This window comes from Pseudomonas sp. NPDC087804, assembly GCF_044742965.1.
Classification (GTDB): Bacteria; Pseudomonadota; Gammaproteobacteria; order Pseudomonadales; family Pseudomonadaceae; genus Aquipseudomonas; species Aquipseudomonas rustica.
On the sequence record NZ_JBIUVN010000012.1, the window covers coordinates 72887 to 90915 of the forward strand.

13 protein-coding genes and 1 pseudogene are annotated in these 18029 nt (G+C 57.7%); 11 read left to right on the top strand and 3 right to left on the bottom strand.

What is annotated here, in order from left to right:
* The first annotated feature begins 526 nt into the window (after nt 1–526).
* The 5 genes and pseudogenes from mgtA (at nt 527) to ACIOMO_RS16720 (ending at nt 8683) form a co-directional block, all read left to right on the top strand.
* Complete coding sequence (gene mgtA / locus ACIOMO_RS16700; protein WP_401242172.1) at nt 527–3226, top strand: magnesium-translocating P-type ATPase; 2700 nt, start codon at nt 527–529, stop codon at nt 3224–3226.
* A gap of 161 nt (nt 3227–3387) precedes the next feature.
* On the top strand, nt 3388–4104 hold the full coding sequence (locus ACIOMO_RS16705) for an MgtC/SapB family protein (protein WP_007913384.1): 717 nt from the start codon (nt 3388–3390) through the stop codon (nt 4102–4104).
* A 148-nt stretch (nt 4105–4252) separates the two neighbouring features.
* Nucleotides 4253–4687: a chemotaxis protein CheY gene (locus ACIOMO_RS16710; RefSeq protein ID WP_401242175.1), complete on the top strand. Its 435-nt coding sequence runs from the start codon at nt 4253–4255 to the stop codon at nt 4685–4687.
* A 141-nt stretch (nt 4688–4828) separates the two neighbouring features.
* The gene (locus ACIOMO_RS16715) at nt 4829–5455 is read left to right on the top strand and encodes a response regulator transcription factor (RefSeq protein WP_053118873.1); all 627 of its coding nucleotides are present in this window, start codon (nt 4829–4831) and stop codon (nt 5453–5455) included.
* A 10-nt stretch (nt 5456–5465) separates the two neighbouring features.
* Nucleotides 5466–8683, top strand: a pseudogene (locus ACIOMO_RS16720) (ATP-binding protein).
* Between the two features lie 4 nt (nt 8684–8687).
* Here the strand turns inward: ACIOMO_RS16720 and dkgB are convergent.
* Nucleotides 8688–9491, bottom strand: coding sequence for a 2,5-didehydrogluconate reductase DkgB (gene dkgB, locus ACIOMO_RS16725; RefSeq protein ID WP_401242178.1), 804 nt, complete (start codon nt 9489–9491; stop codon nt 8688–8690).
* Nucleotides 9492–9648: 157 nt separating this feature from the next.
* Entirely contained in the window at nt 9649–10557 is a 909-nt protein-coding gene (locus ACIOMO_RS16730) for a LysR substrate-binding domain-containing protein (protein ID WP_159812926.1), read from the bottom strand.
* Between the two features lie 105 nt (nt 10558–10662).
* Here ACIOMO_RS16730 and ACIOMO_RS16735 point away from each other — a divergent pair, with 105 nt between their 5' ends.
* The 4 genes from ACIOMO_RS16735 to ACIOMO_RS16750 all read left to right on the top strand — a co-directional run bounded on the left by ACIOMO_RS16735 (nt 10663) and on the right by ACIOMO_RS16750 (nt 14635).
* Nucleotides 10663–11529: a pirin family protein gene (locus tag ACIOMO_RS16735; protein ID WP_401242181.1), complete on the top strand. Its 867-nt coding sequence runs from the start codon at nt 10663–10665 to the stop codon at nt 11527–11529.
* Nucleotides 11530–11615: 86 nt separating this feature from the next.
* Nucleotides 11616–12299, top strand: coding sequence for an isochorismatase family protein (locus tag ACIOMO_RS16740; protein WP_008084027.1), 684 nt, complete (start codon nt 11616–11618; stop codon nt 12297–12299).
* 56 nt (nt 12300–12355) lie between these two features.
* A complete protein-coding gene (gene ycaC / locus ACIOMO_RS16745; RefSeq protein ID WP_053118885.1) occupies nt 12356–12982 on the top strand; it encodes an isochorismate family cysteine hydrolase YcaC in 627 nt (208 codons plus the stop codon).
* A gap of 210 nt (nt 12983–13192) precedes the next feature.
* Nucleotides 13193–14635 carry a mechanosensitive ion channel family protein gene (locus ACIOMO_RS16750; protein WP_159812929.1) on the top strand — a complete coding sequence of 481 codons (1443 nt, stop codon included), beginning with the start codon at nt 13193–13195 and terminating at the stop codon, nt 14633–14635.
* 5 nt (nt 14636–14640) lie between these two features.
* Here the strand turns inward: ACIOMO_RS16750 and ACIOMO_RS16755 are convergent, their stop codons facing one another.
* On the bottom strand, nt 14641–15222 hold the full coding sequence (locus ACIOMO_RS16755) for a GNAT family N-acetyltransferase (RefSeq protein ID WP_053118887.1): 582 nt from the start codon (nt 15220–15222) through the stop codon (nt 14641–14643).
* Between the two features lie 129 nt (nt 15223–15351).
* Here ACIOMO_RS16755 and xth point away from each other — a divergent pair, with 129 nt between their 5' ends.
* On the top strand, nt 15352–16143 hold the full coding sequence (xth, locus tag ACIOMO_RS16760; RefSeq protein ID WP_401242187.1) for an exodeoxyribonuclease III: 792 nt from the start codon (nt 15352–15354) through the stop codon (nt 16141–16143).
* Nucleotides 16144–16278: 135 nt separating this feature from the next.
* Nucleotides 16279–17937, top strand: a complete 1659-nt coding sequence (locus ACIOMO_RS16765) for a hypothetical protein (protein ID WP_401242190.1) — start codon at nt 16279–16281, stop codon at nt 17935–17937.
* Nucleotides 17938–18029 lie beyond the last annotated feature (92 nt).

Here is an 18029-nt window from a genome sequence, read left to right on the forward strand (position 1 = left end):
ACGGACGCTCCGCGTTCGGCCTTCGACAGGGACGCGGAGCGTCCCGGGCTGCATTCCCACGCAGAGCGTGGGAACGATCATCCTGAACCCTTCCTGAACATCCCCCACATTCCCCAACGCACTGCCTTTTGCGGGTTTACTCTCCAGACATCGGCGCGTAAGCTTCGCGCGTTTTCATCAATAGCGGAGACCCACAGTGGGTACTTGTTCGAGTGACAGTTGTCGGCCGGTCTCGGTAACCGGCAGATTCTCGGCAAGATAACGCGCAGACTTTCTCTGTCGTTGTCTCGCCGTAAAAGCGAGCAGCGGCATCCCGTGCATGACCCGTCCTGGGCCATGGCTAGACGTCCTTCTCATCGACGCTGAACAGAGCGTGGTTTCGACTTTATTGTCGTGATCGCAGCCCTATCGACACGCCTGTCTTTTCTGACCGGCGCGCCAAGCCTTGCCGTGCCGGTTTTTCCGGCGGACGAGGCGCGGCCGTACCTGCTTGACGGTTTCCCGGCTGACCACAGGGGCAACAGCCATGAAACTTACGCTCAAGGAATTTTTCGCAGGCTTCCTGCGCACTCGCCACATCGCCCGGCACTTCCGTCGCCTGGCGTTGCTGGAATCGATCAACGACACCACGGTCAGCCGTGAAGTCCCACCCACTCTGGCCAACACTCTGGTCGATGCCGCGCATTGCGACAGCGGTGTGCTGCTGTCGTCATTGGGCACGCATTCCGATGGCCTCACCGATTTCGAAGTCGATGCGCTGCGTGCGCAATATGGCCTCAACGAAGTCGAACACGAGCAGCCGCTGCCGTGGTGGACTCACCTGTGGCACTGCTACAAAAACCCGTTCAACCTGCTGTTGACCCTGTTGGCGGTGATCTCGTGGCTGACCGAAGACCTCAAGGCCGCCGTGGTGATTTTCTCCATGGTGGTGCTGTCGACGCTGCTGCGCTTCTGGCAGGAAAGCAAATCCAACCAGGCCGCCGATGCGCTGAAAGCCATGGTCAGCAACACCGCCACCGTGATGCGCCGCGACGCGCCACGCAGCGAGTTGCCGATCAAACAACTGGTGCCGGGCGATCTGATCGTGCTCTCGGCCGGCGACATGATTCCTGCCGATTGCCGCGTGCTCAGCGCCAAGGATCTGTTCGTCAGCCAAGCTGCAATGACCGGCGAATCGATGCCGGTGGAGAAGTTTCCACGCCAGGCTGATCGCGACACACGCAACCCGCTGGAGCTGGACAACATCCTGTTCATGGGCACCAACGTGGTGTCCGGCACAGCAGTGGCGGTGATCCTGACCACCGGCAACAGCACCTATTTCGGTGCGCTGGCCCAGCGGGTTGGCGCAACCGATCGCGCGGTCACTTCGTTCCAGCAGGGCGTCAACAAAGTCAGCTGGCTGTTGATCCGTTTCATGTTCGTGATGGCGCCGCTGGTGCTGTTCATCAACGGTTTCACCAAGGGTGACTGGACGGAAGCACTGCTGTTCGCGCTGTCGATTGCTGTCGGCCTGACTCCGGAAATGCTGCCGATGATCGTTACCTCGACGCTGGCCAAAGGCGCGGTGTTTCTGTCGCGCAAAAAAGTCATCGTCAAACGCCTCGATGCGATCCAGAACTTCGGCGCGATGGACGTGCTGTGCACCGACAAGACCGGTACGCTGACGCAGGACAAGATCTTCCTCGCGCGTAATGTTGATGTCTGGGGCGCCGATTCCGATGACGTGCTGGAAATGGCCTACCTCAACAGCTACTACCAGACCGGCCTGAAAAACCTGCTGGATGTCGCGGTGCTGGAGCACGTGGAAATCCACCGTGAACTGAAAGTCGGCACGGCGTTTCGCAAGGTCGATGAGATCCCGTTCGACTTCAATCGTCGGCGCATGTCGGTGGTGGTCGAAGGGCGTGGCCAACCGCATCAGTTGATCTGCAAAGGCGCGGTGGAAGAAGTGCTGGCGGTGTGCAGCCGCGTGCGTCACGGCGACGTCGATGAAGCCTTGAGCGATGAATTGCTGACCAAGATTCGTCAGGTCACCGCAGCATTCAACGCTGAAGGCTTGCGCGTGGTGGCCGTGGCCGCACGCTCGATGCCTGAAGGTCGCGAGATTTACAGCCTGGCCGATGAACAGGAACTGACGCTGATTGGTTACGTGGCGTTCCTCGATCCACCGAAGGAAAGCACTGCGCCCGCGCTGAAAGCCTTGGCCGAACATGGCGTGGCAGTGAAAGTGCTGACCGGCGACAACGAACTGGTGACCGCGAAGATCTGCCGTGAAGTCGGCCTCGCGCAACAAGGCCTGCTGCTGGGCAACGACGTCGAGCGCATGAGCGATGCCGAACTGGCGGTGGCGGTAGAGACCACCAATGTCTTCGCCAAACTGACGCCGTCGCACAAGGAGCGCATCGTGCGCATCCTTAAAGGCAATGGTCACGTGGTCGGGTTCATGGGCGACGGCATCAACGACGCGCCAGCCCTGCGCACCGCCGACATCGGTATTTCTGTGGACAGCGCGGTGGACATCGCCAAGGAAGCGGCCGACATCATCCTCCTGGAAAAGAGCCTGATGGTGCTGGAGGAGGGCGTGCTCGAAGGGCGGCGCACCTTCGCCAACATGCTCAAGTACATCAAGATGACCGCCAGCTCCAACTTCGGCAACGTGTTCTCGGTGCTGGTCGCCAGTGCGTTTATTCCGTTCCTGCCAATGCTGCCGATGCACCTGTTGGTGCAGAACCTGCTCTACGACATTTCGCAGATCGCCATTCCGTTCGATAACGTCGACGAGGAAATGCTGAAAAAACCACAACGCTGGCAGCCGGGCGACGTAGGGCGCTTCATGCTGTTTTTCGGCCCGATCAGTTCGATCTTTGACATCACCACGTTCGCCTTGATGTGGTACGTCTTCGATGCCAACACCCCGGATCACCAGACCCTGTTCCAGTCCGGCTGGTTCGTGGTCGGGCTGCTGACCCAGACGCTGATCGTGCACATGATCCGCACGCCGAAGATTCCGTTCCTGCAAAGCCGTGCCGCCACGCCGCTGCTGGTGATGACCGGAATCATCATGGCGGTGGGGATCTTCCTGCCGATGGGGCCGCTGGCGCACTACTTCAAATTGCAGGCGCTGCCGTCGCTGTACTTCGTGTTCCTGCCGGTGATCCTGCTGGCGTACATGGCGCTGACCCAGGCGGTGAAAGGCTTCTACATCCGCCGCTTCGGCTGGCAATAACAGCAACACTGCTCCCCCCTGTAGGAGCTGCCGAAGGCTGCGATCTTTTGATCTTGTTTCAAAAGGCAACATCAAAAGATCGCAGCCTTCGGCAGCTCCTACAGGGGACTCGTTCTAAGCAGGCCCCCCAGTGGGGTTGTGTTTTTTTCAGGGAGATGACGATGCAAGCCATCAACAACCTCAACCTCGATTCACTGCTCGACACCCTCGTCAGCCTCAGCGCCGCGTTCATCCTCGGTGGCCTGATCGGTTTCGAACGGCAATACCGGCAACGCACCGCCGGCCTGCGTACCAACGTGCTGGTCGCCGTCGGCGCAGCGATTTTCGTCGACATGGCCAACCGTCTCGCCGGCGCTGAAGGCGCGGTGCGTGTGGTCGCTTACGTGGTCTCCGGCATCGGTTTTCTCGGCGCCGGGGTGATCATGCGTGAAGAGGGCAACGTGCGCGGCCTCAACACCGCCGCCACCCTGTGGACGTCTGCGGCAGTGGGCGCCTGCGCCGGCGCCGACCTGCTCGCCGAAGCCGTGCTCGGCACGCTGTTTATCCTGGCCGCGAATACCTTGCTGCGGCCGATCGTCAACAACATCAACCGCCAACCGCTGGACGTGGTGTCGGCGGAAGTCACCAACATCGTCTACGTTATCGCCCGGCGTTCGCAGCAAACGGCGGTGTTCGCGTTGCTCGAAGCGGAACTGGAACGCAGCAACTACCCGGCCAGTGATGTCGACGTGCATGCCTTTGGTGCCGATGAAATTGAAATCGAAGCAACGTTGGCGACAACGTCGGTGGACGGCGATGAGCTGGATGCACTGGTCGCGCGGATCTCGACGTCAGCTTTGGTGGTGCAGGCATTCTGGAGTCCGAGCACCACCGAATAGCGGCACTTTATTGGCACCGGCCTGGCGTGGCCGAGCGCGTGAATCAAGGAATTACCGCCAGTCTTTTTAGGACGCGTCCTACAGAATCTTCCGTTTGGCCTCCGTAGGCTTGCATTCATTTGAAGCCGTCTAACCCGTGAGGTTTACGATGAACAACAAAGCCCTGCGCATTCTGATCGCCGATCCGCAACATTTTCACCGCATGAAAATCGAGCGTGCATTCAATGGCCTCGGCTACTACCGCGTGGCACCGGTGCAGAGCCTGGTCGACCTGCTGACCCTGGTCGATTACGGCTGCGAACCCTTCGACATCGTGGTGATAAACGCAGAGATGGCCGCTGGCTCACTGGATCTTCTGGGGTTTTTCCTCGATAACCCGCATGTTCGCCACGCCTTGATCTACAACGAACCTACTGCGCCATCACGGGCGATCCCGGGTTTTGCGCAGGATAATGTGCAGATCAGCCATTGCGTGCTGCCGAATGCGCGAATGATCGAGCAGTTGGCGGCGCTGGCCGATGCGCCAAAACCTGGAGCCTGCACTGACTTGATGCGTGTTCCAGCGTTGAAACGTCAGGCTTAGACACAAATATTCAATGGCCGCAACTGTCAAACCTGACAGGTAGATTCACCGCCGTTCCCGTGCAACAGTCTTTGCGTTGCCACTCTGTCCGCTCATGCGGTCGTGTGGCGCAAATGTCATGTCTTGCCATCGGGAGTGTTCATGAAGTCAGCGCTGATCGTCGATGATCATCCGGTGGTGTGCGCCGCCGTCAGAATCGTGCTGCAAGCGGAAGGTTTCAAAAAGATCCACGAGGCATCCAGCGGGAATGAGGTGCTGCCACTGATTCGTGAGCACGAACCTCAATTGGTGGTGCTTGACCTGAATTTGCCGATGCTCGGTGGGCTGGATGTGCTGGCGCGGATCAAGGCCAACGATCTGGAATGCCGGATTCTGGTATTCACGTCCCATGAGCCGTTGTTCTATCAGGAGCGTTGCCTGCGCGCCGGGGCCATGGCGTTTGTGCCCAAGACGAATCAGTTGGCGCAGTTGCACAAGGCGATTCAGGCGCTGATGTCGGGGTACACCTATTTCACGGCACTGCCTGATCAGGCAAACGCATCGAACGCTCTGCACTACACCGAGAAGCAGATGATCGATCAACTTTCCGATCGGGAGCTGAGCATATTCGTGCAACTGGCGCGAGGAGCGCCCAACAAGACCATCGCCGAAGACATGCACCTGAGCCACAAGACTGTCAGCACCTACAAAACCCGATTGATGACAAAACTGGGCGTCTCCTCCGGCGTTCATTTGCGTGATTTCGCTAAGCGCAATCACTTGATCTGAGAGGCCGCACATGCGCATCGGCCGCTGGGTTGTGATTGCATTGGCGGTGTGGGCGCTGACCGCGTTGGCCGAAACGGCGCCAACGACGTTGGAGATCCTCACGCGAACCCGGCTGGAGAATGTTCAAGTACGGCTCGACGGCACCGACCGGCAATGGCTGCGCCAGCACCCGGTGTTGCGCATGGGCATTTCCGGGCCGGATTACCCGCCGTTCGAATTGACCCGCAACCACCATCAACTGGAAGGGCTCAGCGCCGATTACGCTGATCTACTCGCGCAACTGCTGAATATGCGTGTCGAAGTGCTGCGTTACGCCAATCGGGAAGCGGCCATTACCGCGCTCAAACGGGGCGAGCTGGACGTACTCGGCACCTCGAACAATTTTGAACTGGCTGACCCTGAACTGGTGCTGTCTCGCGCATACGCCGAAGATCAGCCGATGCTGGTGACCCGGCTCGGAGAAGCGCCGCTGGCCGATCTTGTCGGCAAACGCCTGGCCATGGCCGAAGACTATTTACCACTGGCGACCGTGCAGGGCTTTTATCCACAGACGCATATTCAACGTTACCACTCAGCCATGGACGCACTCGGCGCCGTGGCCTTCGCAGAGACGATGCCTACCTCGGCGACTTCATCAGTGCCAACTACCTGATCAACACCAATTACCGCAACGACGTGCAACTGGCCGGGCCGTCCGGGCTGGATGCCAACCCGTTCGGCTTCGCAATGCGCCGCACGGATGCGCGATTGAAGCGGATCATCGACAAGGCGCTGGCCGCCATTCCTCTGCTCCAGCGCCAGATTATCGAACAACGCTGGAGCGCCGGACGCGCGGAAATGGCCGAGCAGTCGCAAGTACGCCTGAGTGCCAAAGAACAGCGCTGGCTCGACCAGCATCCGCGTGTGCGGGTCGGCGTTATCGATGATTTTGCGCCGCTGTCGTTTTTTGATTCCAAGGGTCGCCTCAGCGGGCTTGCGGCGCCGTTGTTGAGTCTGATCAGTCAGCGCAGCGGCCTGACGTTCGAGGTGGTGCGCGGTCGCTCGCTGGATCGCCAGATCGAGCAATTGAAGGTTGGCGAGCTCGATGTGCTGCCAGTGGTGACGCCGAGCAGTGAGCGTGAAGCCGAATTGCGCTTTACCCGAGCGTATCTGAGCAATCCGTTCGTGCTGGTCACGGCAGCAGGCGTGGACAGTCCGCGCAGCCTCGATGATCTGGCCGGCAAACGCCTGGCGATTTATCGCGGGCATCCGTTGCGTGGGTATTTGCTCGAGCATGCACCGCAGGTGAAGTTGGTCGAGGTGCCCAGCCCGGCGGCGGGCATGGAAATGATCGGCAAGGGCCAGGCGGACGCGACTCTGAGTTCGTTGCTGGTGGCGCGCTATCTGATTGCCCGTCACTACCGTGAACGCATGCGAATTGTCACCACCGTCGGTGATCAACCCGCCAGAATCGCCTTGGCCACCGTGCCACAGGCGGCGGAGTTGCATTCAATCCTGAACAAGGCATTGCTGAGCATCGCACCGCAGGAAATCGATGAACTGGTCGGCCGCTGGAGCCATGACATGGTGGTCGATGACAGCTATTGGCTGCGTCATCGCGGGGAGATTTTGCGCGGTTTTATCGGCGCTGCGGTGTTGCTGCTATTGGCGCTGGCGTGGATCGGTTTTCAGCGCCGGCAAATTCGTCAACGTCAGCAATGGTTGCAGCAATTGCAGGAGGCCAAGGACGTGGCCGACGATGCCAATCGTGCGAAAACCACGTTTCTGGCGACCATGAGCCATGAAATCCGCACGCCGATGAACGCCTTGATCGGCATGCTTGAATTGGCCTTGAAACGTGCGGAGGAGGGCGTGACCGATCGCTTGGCGATTCAGGTCGCATCCAGTGCCGGGCAGCAATTGCTGGCGCTGATTGGCGACATTCTTGATATTGCGCGGATTGAATCGGGGCATTTATCGCTGGCGCCCGAACGCGCGAATCTGCGTGAACTGGTCAGTTCGGTGTGCAGGGTTTTCGAAGGTTTGGCGCGACAGAAACGCTTGCTCTGGCACCTTGATCTAGAGGCTGGCAGCGACGTTGATGTGCTGATTGATCCGACGCGGTTCAAGCAGGTGCTATCGAATCTGCTGAGCAATGCGATCAAGTTCACCGAGACCGGCGAAGTGAGTTTGCAACTGCGCGTGAATGCTTTGGAGGCCGGACAACTGGCGGTCTGCGTGATTATCGAAGACAGCGGCATTGGCATCAGCCCTGAAGACAGGCAGCGTTTGTTCAGTCCATTTGTGCAGGCCGGCAATGACCCGCATGCGGCGCGCAGTGGTTCGGGGTTGGGCTTGGTCATCAGTCGCAGCCTGTGCGAAATGATGGGCGGCGAGTTGCAACTCGAGAGCAAAACCGGCGTCGGCACGCGAGTCACCGTTCGCCTTGAAGTGGCGTTGCTGGAAGCGCTCGAACAAAACCATGCGCCCACGCCAATCGCCTCCGAACCCGTGCAATCGCTGAGCATTCTGGTGGTGGACGATCACCCGGTGAACCGCTTGTTGCTGTGTTGGCAACTCAGTGAGTTGGGGCACCGGACGGTCGACACTGAAGACGGCGAGCAGGGCTTGAAACTGTGGCGCGAGCAATCTTTTGACGTGCTGATCACCGACTGCAACATGCCCCGGCGCAGCGGTTATGAACTGGCGCGCGCGATTCGTCAGGACGAAGCGCTCGCAGGTGTCGGTCGACGTTTGATTATTGGTTTTACGGCCAATGCGCTGGTCGAGGAAAGAGCTCGTTGCCTCGCAGCGGGCATGGACGATTGCCTGTTCAAGCCAATTCGTTTGCACGATCTGAGTGTGGCGTTGGGCGGCGCCAGTCACATTGAGCGAGGTATCGAGCGATCAGATAATTTGCCGCTGGCTGAGTTCGACCTCAGCGCGCTGGAGCAGTTGGCGGGGAATAACCGCGCCCTCATCGATCACCTGCGCAAAGAAGTACTGAACAGCCTGCACGCCGATTTGCTGCGCCTCGACGATCTGTTGCAAACCCCTGACCGTGGCGGCCTGCGCGATCTGGCCCATCACATCAAGGGCGGTGCACAAATGGTCGGCGCCGCGCGCGTGGTGTCGGCGTGTACCGACCTCGAACACGCCTGCCGCGATGCTGAAAGCGCAACGTTAGGCGTTAGCGCCGGTGCATTGCGCGAGGCCATGCAAGGTCTCGCGCAACGGCTTCAGGCCTGAGCGATCAATCCCAGATGGGCGCGATGCCTTTTGGGCTGGTCAGGCGGTGGCCGCGCTCCAGCTTAGCGATCTGCGCCATGTCGGCATCGCTCAGCTTGAGGGCGGTGGCGCCGAGGTTGCTGTGCAGGTTGGCGCGTTTGGTCGACGACGGAATCACTGCGTAACCCGATTGCATGGCCCATGCCAGCGTGACTTGTGCCGGAGTGGCTTGCAGGCGTGCAGCGATCTGCTCGATCACCGGATCCTTCAAGACTTCACCGTAAGCGAGGGTCATGTACGAGGTGATGTGAATGCCCTGGCTTTTGGCGAACTCAGCCACCGCGCGGTTTTGCAGGTACGGGTGCAGTTCGATCTGATTGGTGGCGATATTGTCGGCGCCGACGGCTTTGATCGCTTGCTTCATCAGGTCGATGGTGAAGTTGGATACGCCGATCTGCCGGGTCAGGCCCAGACGTTTGGCTTCCAGCAGAGCGCCCATGAATTCTTCGACGGGCACTTGGTCTTCCGGCGATGGCCAGTGGATCAGCGTCAAGTCGAGGTTGTCGGTCTGCAGTTTTTGCAGGCTCTCTTTGAGGCTGTCGATCAGGCGATCTTTGGCGAAGTTGGCGATCCAGATTTTGCTGATGATGAACAGATCTTCGCGGGGGATACCGCTGGCGGCGATGGCCTGGCCGACGTCCGCTTCGTTTTCATAAATTTGCGCGGTGTCGATGACGCGGTAACCGAGTTCGAGGGCGGTGCTCACCGAGTCAATGACCACCTGGCCTTGCAGGCGAAAGGTACCGAGGCCGAAAGCGGGAACAGACATGAAAGACTCCAAGGGATTGCAGTGGGAATGGGGTCGAGTATCCGCGTGTGCATCCTTGAGAAAAACCGCTGCTGGGGCAAAGCAGTGTTGAGCAGAAGTCATGAATCAGATATTTGGATTTTCAGTGTCTGGGCTGGCCTCTTCGCGAGCAGCCGATTCAAGCAATGTCGCTGCGCGCAAATTCCTCGCCGAGAAAATCAATCAACGTGCGCACCGACGGCAACAACCCCCGCCGCGACGGAAAGATCGCATGCACCACCCCACACTTCGGTGCCCACCCCGGAATCAACTCCACCACGCGCCCGGCGGCAATGTCCTCGCGCACCACCACACTCGGCAAATGCGCCACGCCGACCCCGGCAATCACTGCCTGACGTAATGCGATCAAATCATCAGTAACCATGCGCGGCGTGTGCCGGATCAGCGCCGTGTTGTCATTCGGCCCGAGCAATTCCCACTGATACTCACGCTGCGCCGCGCCCCAATGCAGGCTCGGCAAACCGTTGAGGTCAGCGGGCGAGGGCGGTGATGACAGGCGTTCGACAAACTGCGGGCTACCGACCACCGACTGCATGCTGTTGCCCAGCACCTTCATCACCATGTCGGTGTTTTCCAGCGGCGGAAAGCGCACGCGCAAAGCGATATCGAAACCTTCGTGAATCAGGTCGACGCGACGATTGGTGCTCTCGATGAACAACTCAACCAGCGGATACTTGAGCATGTAGCGCGTGAGCATCGGCCCGACCCACGAGTTGAGCAGCGCCGTCGGGCAACTCAGGCGCACCAGCCCTTGCGGCTCGGAGCGGTTGCGTTCGATCAGTTCGGCGGCGCTTTCGGCTTCGATGCGCATGGCCAGACAACGCTGGTAATAGGCCTGGCCGATTTCAGTCAGCGAACAATGGCGGCTGGTGCGGTGCAGCAGGCGTACACCGAGGCGTTCTTCCAGCTCGGCAATGCGCCGACTGAGCTTCGATTTGGGCATGTCCAGCGCACGGCCGGCGGCGGCGAATCCGTGGTGTTCGACCACTTGGGTGAAGTAGTAAAGGGTGTTGAGGTCTTCCACCATCGTTCTCCAGATAGAACGCTAAGGCTGATTTTTGCAGTCTAGTGCATTAATGGTCATGGATTTAAGCTTAATCCATCGCATCACTCACCCCAATTGGAGACAACCATGAAAAACATCATCGGTATCTACACCAGCCCACGCGGCCATTGGGTCGGCGATGGTTTCCCGGTTCGCACGCTGTTTTCCTACGACAACCTGGGCAAACACATCAGCCCGTTCCTGCTGCTCGATCACGCCGGCCCCGCCGATTTCACGCCGACGACCGATCGTCGTGGCGTTGGTCAGCATCCGCACCGTGGTTTCGAAACTGTGACTATCGTTTATGACGGTGAAGTGCAGCACCGCGATTCGACCGGCAGTGGCGGCGTCATCGGCCCGGGCGATGTGCAATGGATGACGGCGGCGTCCGGGATCCTCCACGAGGAGTTTCACTCGGATAACTTCGCCAAAACCGGCGGCAAACTGGAAATGGTGCAGCTGTGGGTCAACCTGCCGGCCAAGGACAAAATGGCCGCGCCGGGCTATCAGACCATTCTCGACCGCGACATCCCGAGCATCGCGCTCAAGGACAACGCCGGCAGCCTGCGCCTGATCGCCGGCGAGTTCGATGGCCACACCGGCCCGTCGCGTACGTTCACGCCGATCGACGTGTGGGATCTGCGTCTGAACGCCGGCAAGTTGCTGACGCTGGATCTGCACGAAGGCCGTAACACCGCGCTGGTGGTATTGAAAGGCTCGGTGCAGGTCAACGGTGTGGAATCGGTGCGCGAAGGGCAGTTGGCGCTGTTCGAACGCGATGGCAAGCAGCTGACCCTCGAAGCCAGCCAGGATGCGGTGGTGTTGTTGCTCAGCGGCGAACCGATTGACGAACCGATCGTCGGCCACGGCCCGTTCGTGATGAACACCGAGCAGGAAATCCACCAGGCCTTCGCCGACTTCCAGTCCGGCCGCTTCGGCCAGATGCACGCTTAACGCACAACCACTCCGCTCTACACAGGACGCGTAGGCCGGTTCGAAGGCCAGGGATGGCTGTTGCCTAAAGAAAAGAGGACACGCACATGAACACTGTCAATGCCGCGAACTTCGACGGCCAGAAACCGACCATCGATGCCAGCGATGCAGCCATGCTGCTGATCGACCACCAGAGCGGTCTGTTCCAGATCGTCAAAGACATGGACGTGCCGCAACTGCGCGCCAACGCCGTAGCGCTGGCGAAAGCGGCGACCCTGCTGAAGATGCCGGTGATCACCACCGCCTCCGTGCCGCAAGGGCCGAACGGGCCGTTGATTCCGGAAATTCACGAAGCCGCGCCGCATGCGCAATACGTGGCGCGCAAGGGCGAAATCAACGCGTGGGATAACCCGGAGTTTCACGCGGCAGTCAAAGCCACTGGCAAGAAAACGTTGGTGATCGCCGGCACGCTAACCAGCGTCTGCCTGGCGTTCCCGTCGATCGCTGCCGTGCACGAAGGCTACAAGGTTTTTGCCGTGGTCGATGCGTCCGGTAATCACTCCAAACTCGCCACTGATCTGACAGTTGCCCGTTTGGCCCAGGCCGGGGTGGTGCCGATCGACATCATGGCTACGCTTTCCGAGCTGCAAGGCTCGTGGAACCGTCCCGATGCCGAGCAGTGGGCGGCCGTCTACGCCCAGGCCATGCCGCATTATCAATTGCTGATCGAGAGCTACCTCAAGGCTCAGCAAGTCGCGAACGAACACGAAGTGCTGGATTCCCAACGCTGATCGAGTCTCCCGAGGCCGACCCCCGTCGGCCTCGACAACACGCGAGGATTACTGCAATGACCACTCAATACAAACGTCTGGACAAGAACAACGCTGCGGTGCTGCTGGTCGATCACCAGGCCGGGCTGCTGTCGCTGGTGCGCGATATCGATCCGGACAAATTCAAGAACAACGTGCTGGCGCTGGCCGATCTGGCCAAGTACTTCAAACTGCCGACAATCCTCACCACCAGTTTCGAAACCGGCCCCAACGGCCCGCTGGTGCCTGAGCTGAAAGCGCTGTTTCCGGATGCGCCGTACATCGCTCGTCCAGGCCAGATCAACGCTTGGGACAACGAAGATTTCGTCAAGGCGATCAAGGCGACGGGCAAGAAGCAACTGATCATTGCTGGCGTGGTGACCGAGGTCTGCGTGGCATTCCCGGCACTGTCGGCGATAGAGGAAGGTTTTGATGTGTTCGTGGTCACCGATGCCTCGGGCACGTTCAACGAATTGACCCGCGAATCGGCGTGGAATCGTATGTCCACGGCGGGCGCGCAGTTGATGACCTGGTTCGGTCTGGCCTGCGAGTTGCACCGCGACTGGCGCAACGACGTTGAAGGGCTGGGCACGCTGTTCTCCAACCACATCCCGGATTACCGCAACCTGTTCACCAGCTATAACAGCCTGTCTAACGACAAATAACCCAGGCCACCCGCAAACCCCTGTAGGAGCTGCCGCAGGCTGCGATCTTTTGACTTTGTTTTTGAAGATCAAAAGATCGCAGCCTGCGGCAGCTCCTACAGGGGTTTTGTGGGTTTTTTGCGGGTGTGTTCATGCTGTGAAATCAATTACTCCTACACTCTCCCCAATCTGTGCGATCTTCTCGCGATTGGCCCCCGTCGGAGTTGTTTGATGCTGTCTCTGCTGACCGAACACCCGTTGTTTTGCGCGTTGGTCCTGATCCTCCTTGATCTCGGTCTGTGGCGCCTGATCAGTTCCCGTGGCAGCGAGTGGAAACTGCTGGTGCGCGTGCTGATTTTTACCCTGTTCAGCATCTTGCTGTTCAACGAAGGCCTCAACCCGATGGAGCCCGCGCCGTGGGCCGACAACGTGCCGTTGCACCTGGCGGCGACCGGGTTGCAGATCGGCTGGTGGCTGTTTGGCGCGCGCACCCTGACGGTGTTGATCGGCGCGGTGATGATGCAACGGGTCGGCCACACCGGGCGCTTGTTGCAGGATTTACTCGGTGCGGTGATTTTCCTTATCGCGATTATCGCGGCGCTGGCCTACGTGCTGGATCTGCCGGTCAAAGGCGTGCTGGCAACCTCCGGCGCCTTGGCGATCATCGTCGGTCTGGCCTTGCAGAGCACGCTCAGCGATGTGTTTTCCGGGATCGTCCTCAATACCACCAAGCCTTATCAACTGGATGACTGGATTTCCATCGACGGCACCGAAGGCCGGGTCACCGATATCGATTGGCGTGCCACGCGCCTGCAAACCAGTCAGGGCAGCATGGCGGTGATTCCCAACTCGCTGGCGGCCAAGGCGAAGATCATCAACTTCAGTCGGCCGAGCAATATGTTCGGCGTCGCGGTCAGCGTGCAGGTCAGTCCGCATGCGCGGCCCAGTTCAGTGATCGAATCGCTGGAGCGGGCGATGCAGGGCTGTCGGCAGTTACTCGACAACCCGGCGCCGAGTGTCGCGCTGAAAAGCTCCGGCAGCAGCGGCGCGGAATACGAGATCAGCGGTTTCGTCGCGTCGATGGGCGAGAAACGCGTGGTGCGCAATCAGCTGTTTGATCTGGCGTACCGGCACTTGCAGGCGTCCGGGGTCAATCTGCTGTCGAGCGATGAAAGCAGCGCGCCGAGCAACCTGTCGCGGCCACGGGCATTGCTCGACAGTTCGCCGATCTTCTCGACGTTGCGCCAGGAAGAGAAGGAAACCTTCAGCCAGAACATGACCCTGCAAAATTTCCGCACTGGCGAGACGATCCTGGAGGCGGGGGAGGTCAGCGATCACTTGTTCATCATCGAGTCGGGCGTGGTCACAGTGACGCTGACCCGCCACGGCACGCCGTTCGAGTCAGGGCGCATGGGCCCGGGCGAAGTGATCGGCGAGGCGGGCATCCTGTCCGATTCCTCGGTGCCGGCCAAGTTTGCCGCGAAAACCTTCTGCGCCCTTTATCGCATCGAAAAGACTTACCTGAAGCCGTGCCTCGATGCTCGTCACGACATCAGCGATGCGATGAAAACCTTGCTCGATTACCGCCTGCACAAGGCGCAATCGCTGACCGAGGAGGCGCCGGTGGTGGTGGCGAAAAAAGGCTTCCTGCAATGGCTGCGCAGTCGCGCCTGAATGTTTTACGCGTAGGCGGCGAGTTTCTGTTCCAGGTGCGCGCGCACTTGCGGCCATTCGTCGTCGATGATGCTGAAACGCACCGAGTTGCGTTTGCGCCCGTCCGGCATGATCCGTTCATGACGGACGATACCTTCCTGCTGCGCGCCGAGACGCAGAATCGCCTGGCGTGATTTCTGATTGTTCTCGTCGGTGGTGAACTGCACACGCACGCAATCGAGCACTTCGAAGGCGTGGCGCAGCATCAGGTATTTGGCTTCGGTGTTGACGAAGGATTTCTGCCAGCTCGCCGAGATCCAGCTGCTGCCGATTTCCAGCTTGCGATTGAGCGGATCGATCTTCCAGAAGCGTGTTGAGCCGATCACCTCGCCGGTGTCCTTCAAGACGATGACAAACGGCATCACCGTGCCGGCCTTGCGGCCGTCGAGGGCCTTTTTCAGATAGCTGTCGACGGTGCTGGCCGACGGCACAACGGTCACGGTGAGGTTCCACAATTCGCCGTCGGCAGCCGCATGGAGCAGGGCGGCGGCGTCGGAATACTCAAGCGGGCGCAGAAGGATGCGCTGACCTTGCAGCGTGGTTGGCATGGGATTCAGGTCTCGGCAGAGCGGGCGAAGGGCGAGCGCCTATTACGCCGCAGCGGACGGATCCGATGCAACCGCTGCGATGTTCACGCGGTCACAATTTTCACAGTCCACGGGCAGGAGCCTCAGCCGATGAAAAACCTGCGGATCGCCACCTACAACGTCAACGGTTTACGCGCGCGTTTGCCGAATCTGCTCGATTGGCTCAAACGCGAGCAACCGGACATCGCCTGCTTGCAAGAACTCAAATCGGTCGATTCGGCATTCCCCGCCGCCGAACTGGAAGCCGCCGGTTACGGCGCGATCTGGCAAGGTCAGGCGGCGTGGAATGGTGTAGCGATTCTTGCCCGTGATGCGCAGCCGCTGGAGAGCCGTCGCGGTTTACCGGGCGATCCCGACGACAAGCACAGCCGTTATCTGGAGGCTGCGGTGCACGGCGTGCTGGTCGGTTGCCTGTACCTGCCTAACGGCAATCCGCAGCCGGGGCCGAAATTCGATTACAAACTGGCGTGGTTCGAACGGTTGATCAGCTATGCGAAAGACCTGCAAAGCAGCGATCACCCGGTGGTGTTGGCCGGTGATTACAACGTCGTGCCCACCGACATGGACATCTACAACACCCGCTCATGGCTTAAGGACGCTTTGCTGCAACCCGAGAGCCGCGAGTGTTATCAGCGTTTGCTCGATCAAGGCTGGACGGATTCGCTGCGGCATTTGTATCCCGAGGATCGCCTCTACACTTTCTGGGATTACTTCCGCCAACACTGGCAAACCAACTCCGGTTTACGCATCGATCATCTGCTGCTCAACCCGGCATTAAGTCCGTATCTGCACGAGGCCGGCGTAGACGCGTGGGTGCGCAATGAACCGCACGCCAGTGACCATGCGCCAACGTGGATTCGCATCGGTTCACGCAAGCGCTAGTAGTAGAGATTCTTACTTGAGAATATTTATCAGGATAGCTTGTCAGTAATAGTCTGAAACCTATAGTGGCTTTTTGGTTGCGGATGTCGTAGTTTTGAAAAATGGAAGTACAAAAAATACGACGGAGCGGAGCGAATGGCCAGTTATTTTAAAGACGCGATTTCAAAAATTTATGGCGATGATGATGACTTCATTATTATTGGGCTAACCGGTCGCACCGGAAGTGGGTGCTCGACTGTTGCTAAAATACTTTCTAAACCTCAAGCAGAAATAAAGCACTCACTTTATTCCGGTAATAATCCTGATTCAAATCCTCAAAGAAAACAGAAAATCGTTCTTAAGAATTTCGAAAAGACTTGGGAACCATTTGTTACTATTCAAGCAAGTTCGGTTCTGACGCTTATGTTGTCGGAGTTGGATATTGCTGAGTCATCTGTTTTTTTGGGTGGAGTTGATGGTATAAGTGAACAGGTTAAGCGGGAAATTATAGATGTTTTACAAGAAATAAAAAATGAACCTGTGGTCGAGGAAGATGTAAGAAGTTTGCGCCGTTACTACGCAGAATTTCTACCTGGGCAAAATGAAAAGCTTAAGCGAATTATTGGTGGGTCAGGATATGTCAAGCTGTTTCAGCAGGTCGGGAATAATTTAAGAAATTCAGGAAGCCCTACTTCCGAAGAGCGTAAAAGCGGCAGCTTTTACTCCTTAGCGGACAAAATAAATGTAATCATAAAATTAATACGTGCTGCGAGAGGCAAAGGGAAGAAAACTTTCATTGTTATCGATGCTATTCGAAATCCTTTTGAGGCGACATATTTTCAAGATCGTTACTCATCATTTTATCTTATGGCCGTTTCATGTGAAGACGAACAGCGTAAGAGACGATTGAGGCTATTAGGATATACTGATGAACAAGTCGGTAAAATTGATGGGGAAGAATATAGTTCTCGAAGCCTTGCTCAACAGTCAACGTATATAAAACAAGATATACAAGCTTGTTTAGAGCGCTCGGAGCTCTATATAAGTAATCCAGACTCGGAAAATGCTGTCTCGGATTTCTCCAGTTTGGCAAATCAACTGATTACTTTCGTATCGTTAATGACAAGGCCTGGGCTTGTAACACCCACACCTTTAGAACGCTGCATGCAAATGGCCTATACCGCAAAATTAAATTCTGGCTGTATTTCCAGGCAGGTGGGGGCAGTCGTTACGGATCTAAATTTTTCAGTTCAATCTGTAGGGTGGAATGATACACCGTATGGGCAAGTGCCTTGTAGTTTGCGTAACAGATTTGATTTGGTTAGCGGTTATGATCAAGATGCTTATTCAGAGTATGAGAAAACTGATGTTGGTTATATCGAGAGATTCAGTGGGGAGAACTCTAAGTATCTTAAGATTGCGAGTACGGGAAGAAATATTTCCTATTGCTTTAAGAGTGAATACAATAGTCTGAAGAAAGAGAAGAATCAGGTGCATACTAGATCTCTGCATGCAGAAGAGAATGCTTTTTTGCAAATATCTAAGTATGGTGGAAGACCTATTGAGGGTGGTAAGCTTTTTACAACGGCTAGTCCTTGTGAGTTGTGTTCAAAAAAAGCATATCAGCTAGGTATTAAGGAGATTTATTACATTGATCCGTATCCAGGTATAGCTGTGACTCATATTTTGATGGGTGGAACTAATAACCCACAGCTTATAATATTTTCTGGTGCTGTTGGACGCGCTTTTCATAATTTATACTCTCCTCGGCTTCCCTATAAAGATGAGCTGAATGCGTTGGCGCTTGATGACTGATTTGGTTGGGCCTCTTATTGCTTGCATGGAGGCCAACCCCCTCATGCAACTGCAATCGTATCGCATCGGTTTGTGCGGGCGGCGATTGATTC

Excerpts from the sequence above, each read along its gene's own strand:
- mgtA (WP_401242172.1), top strand. The coding sequence starts at position 527 with ATGAAACTTACGCTCAAGGAATTTTTCGCAGGCTTCCTGCGCACTCGC.
- ACIOMO_RS16705 (WP_007913384.1), top strand. The coding sequence starts at position 3,388 with ATGCAAGCCATCAACAACCTCAACCTCGATTCACTGCTCGACACCCTC.
- ACIOMO_RS16710 (WP_401242175.1), top strand. The coding sequence starts at position 4,253 with ATGAACAACAAAGCCCTGCGCATTCTGATCGCCGATCCGCAACATTTT.
- ACIOMO_RS16715 (WP_053118873.1), top strand. The coding sequence starts at position 4,829 with ATGAAGTCAGCGCTGATCGTCGATGATCATCCGGTGGTGTGCGCCGCC.
- dkgB (WP_401242178.1), bottom strand. The coding sequence starts at position 9,491 with ATGTCTGTTCCCGCTTTCGGCCTCGGTACCTTTCGCCTGCAAGGCCAG.
- ACIOMO_RS16730 (WP_159812926.1), bottom strand. The coding sequence starts at position 10,557 with ATGGTGGAAGACCTCAACACCCTTTACTACTTCACCCAAGTGGTCGAA.
- ACIOMO_RS16735 (WP_401242181.1), top strand. The coding sequence starts at position 10,663 with ATGAAAAACATCATCGGTATCTACACCAGCCCACGCGGCCATTGGGTC.
- ACIOMO_RS16740 (WP_008084027.1), top strand. The coding sequence starts at position 11,616 with ATGAACACTGTCAATGCCGCGAACTTCGACGGCCAGAAACCGACCATC.
- ycaC (WP_053118885.1), top strand. The coding sequence starts at position 12,356 with ATGACCACTCAATACAAACGTCTGGACAAGAACAACGCTGCGGTGCTG.
- ACIOMO_RS16750 (WP_159812929.1), top strand. The coding sequence starts at position 13,193 with ATGCTGTCTCTGCTGACCGAACACCCGTTGTTTTGCGCGTTGGTCCTG.
- ACIOMO_RS16755 (WP_053118887.1), bottom strand. The coding sequence starts at position 15,222 with ATGCCAACCACGCTGCAAGGTCAGCGCATCCTTCTGCGCCCGCTTGAG.
- xth (WP_401242187.1), top strand. The coding sequence starts at position 15,352 with ATGAAAAACCTGCGGATCGCCACCTACAACGTCAACGGTTTACGCGCG.
- ACIOMO_RS16765 (WP_401242190.1), top strand. The coding sequence starts at position 16,279 with ATGGCCAGTTATTTTAAAGACGCGATTTCAAAAATTTATGGCGATGAT.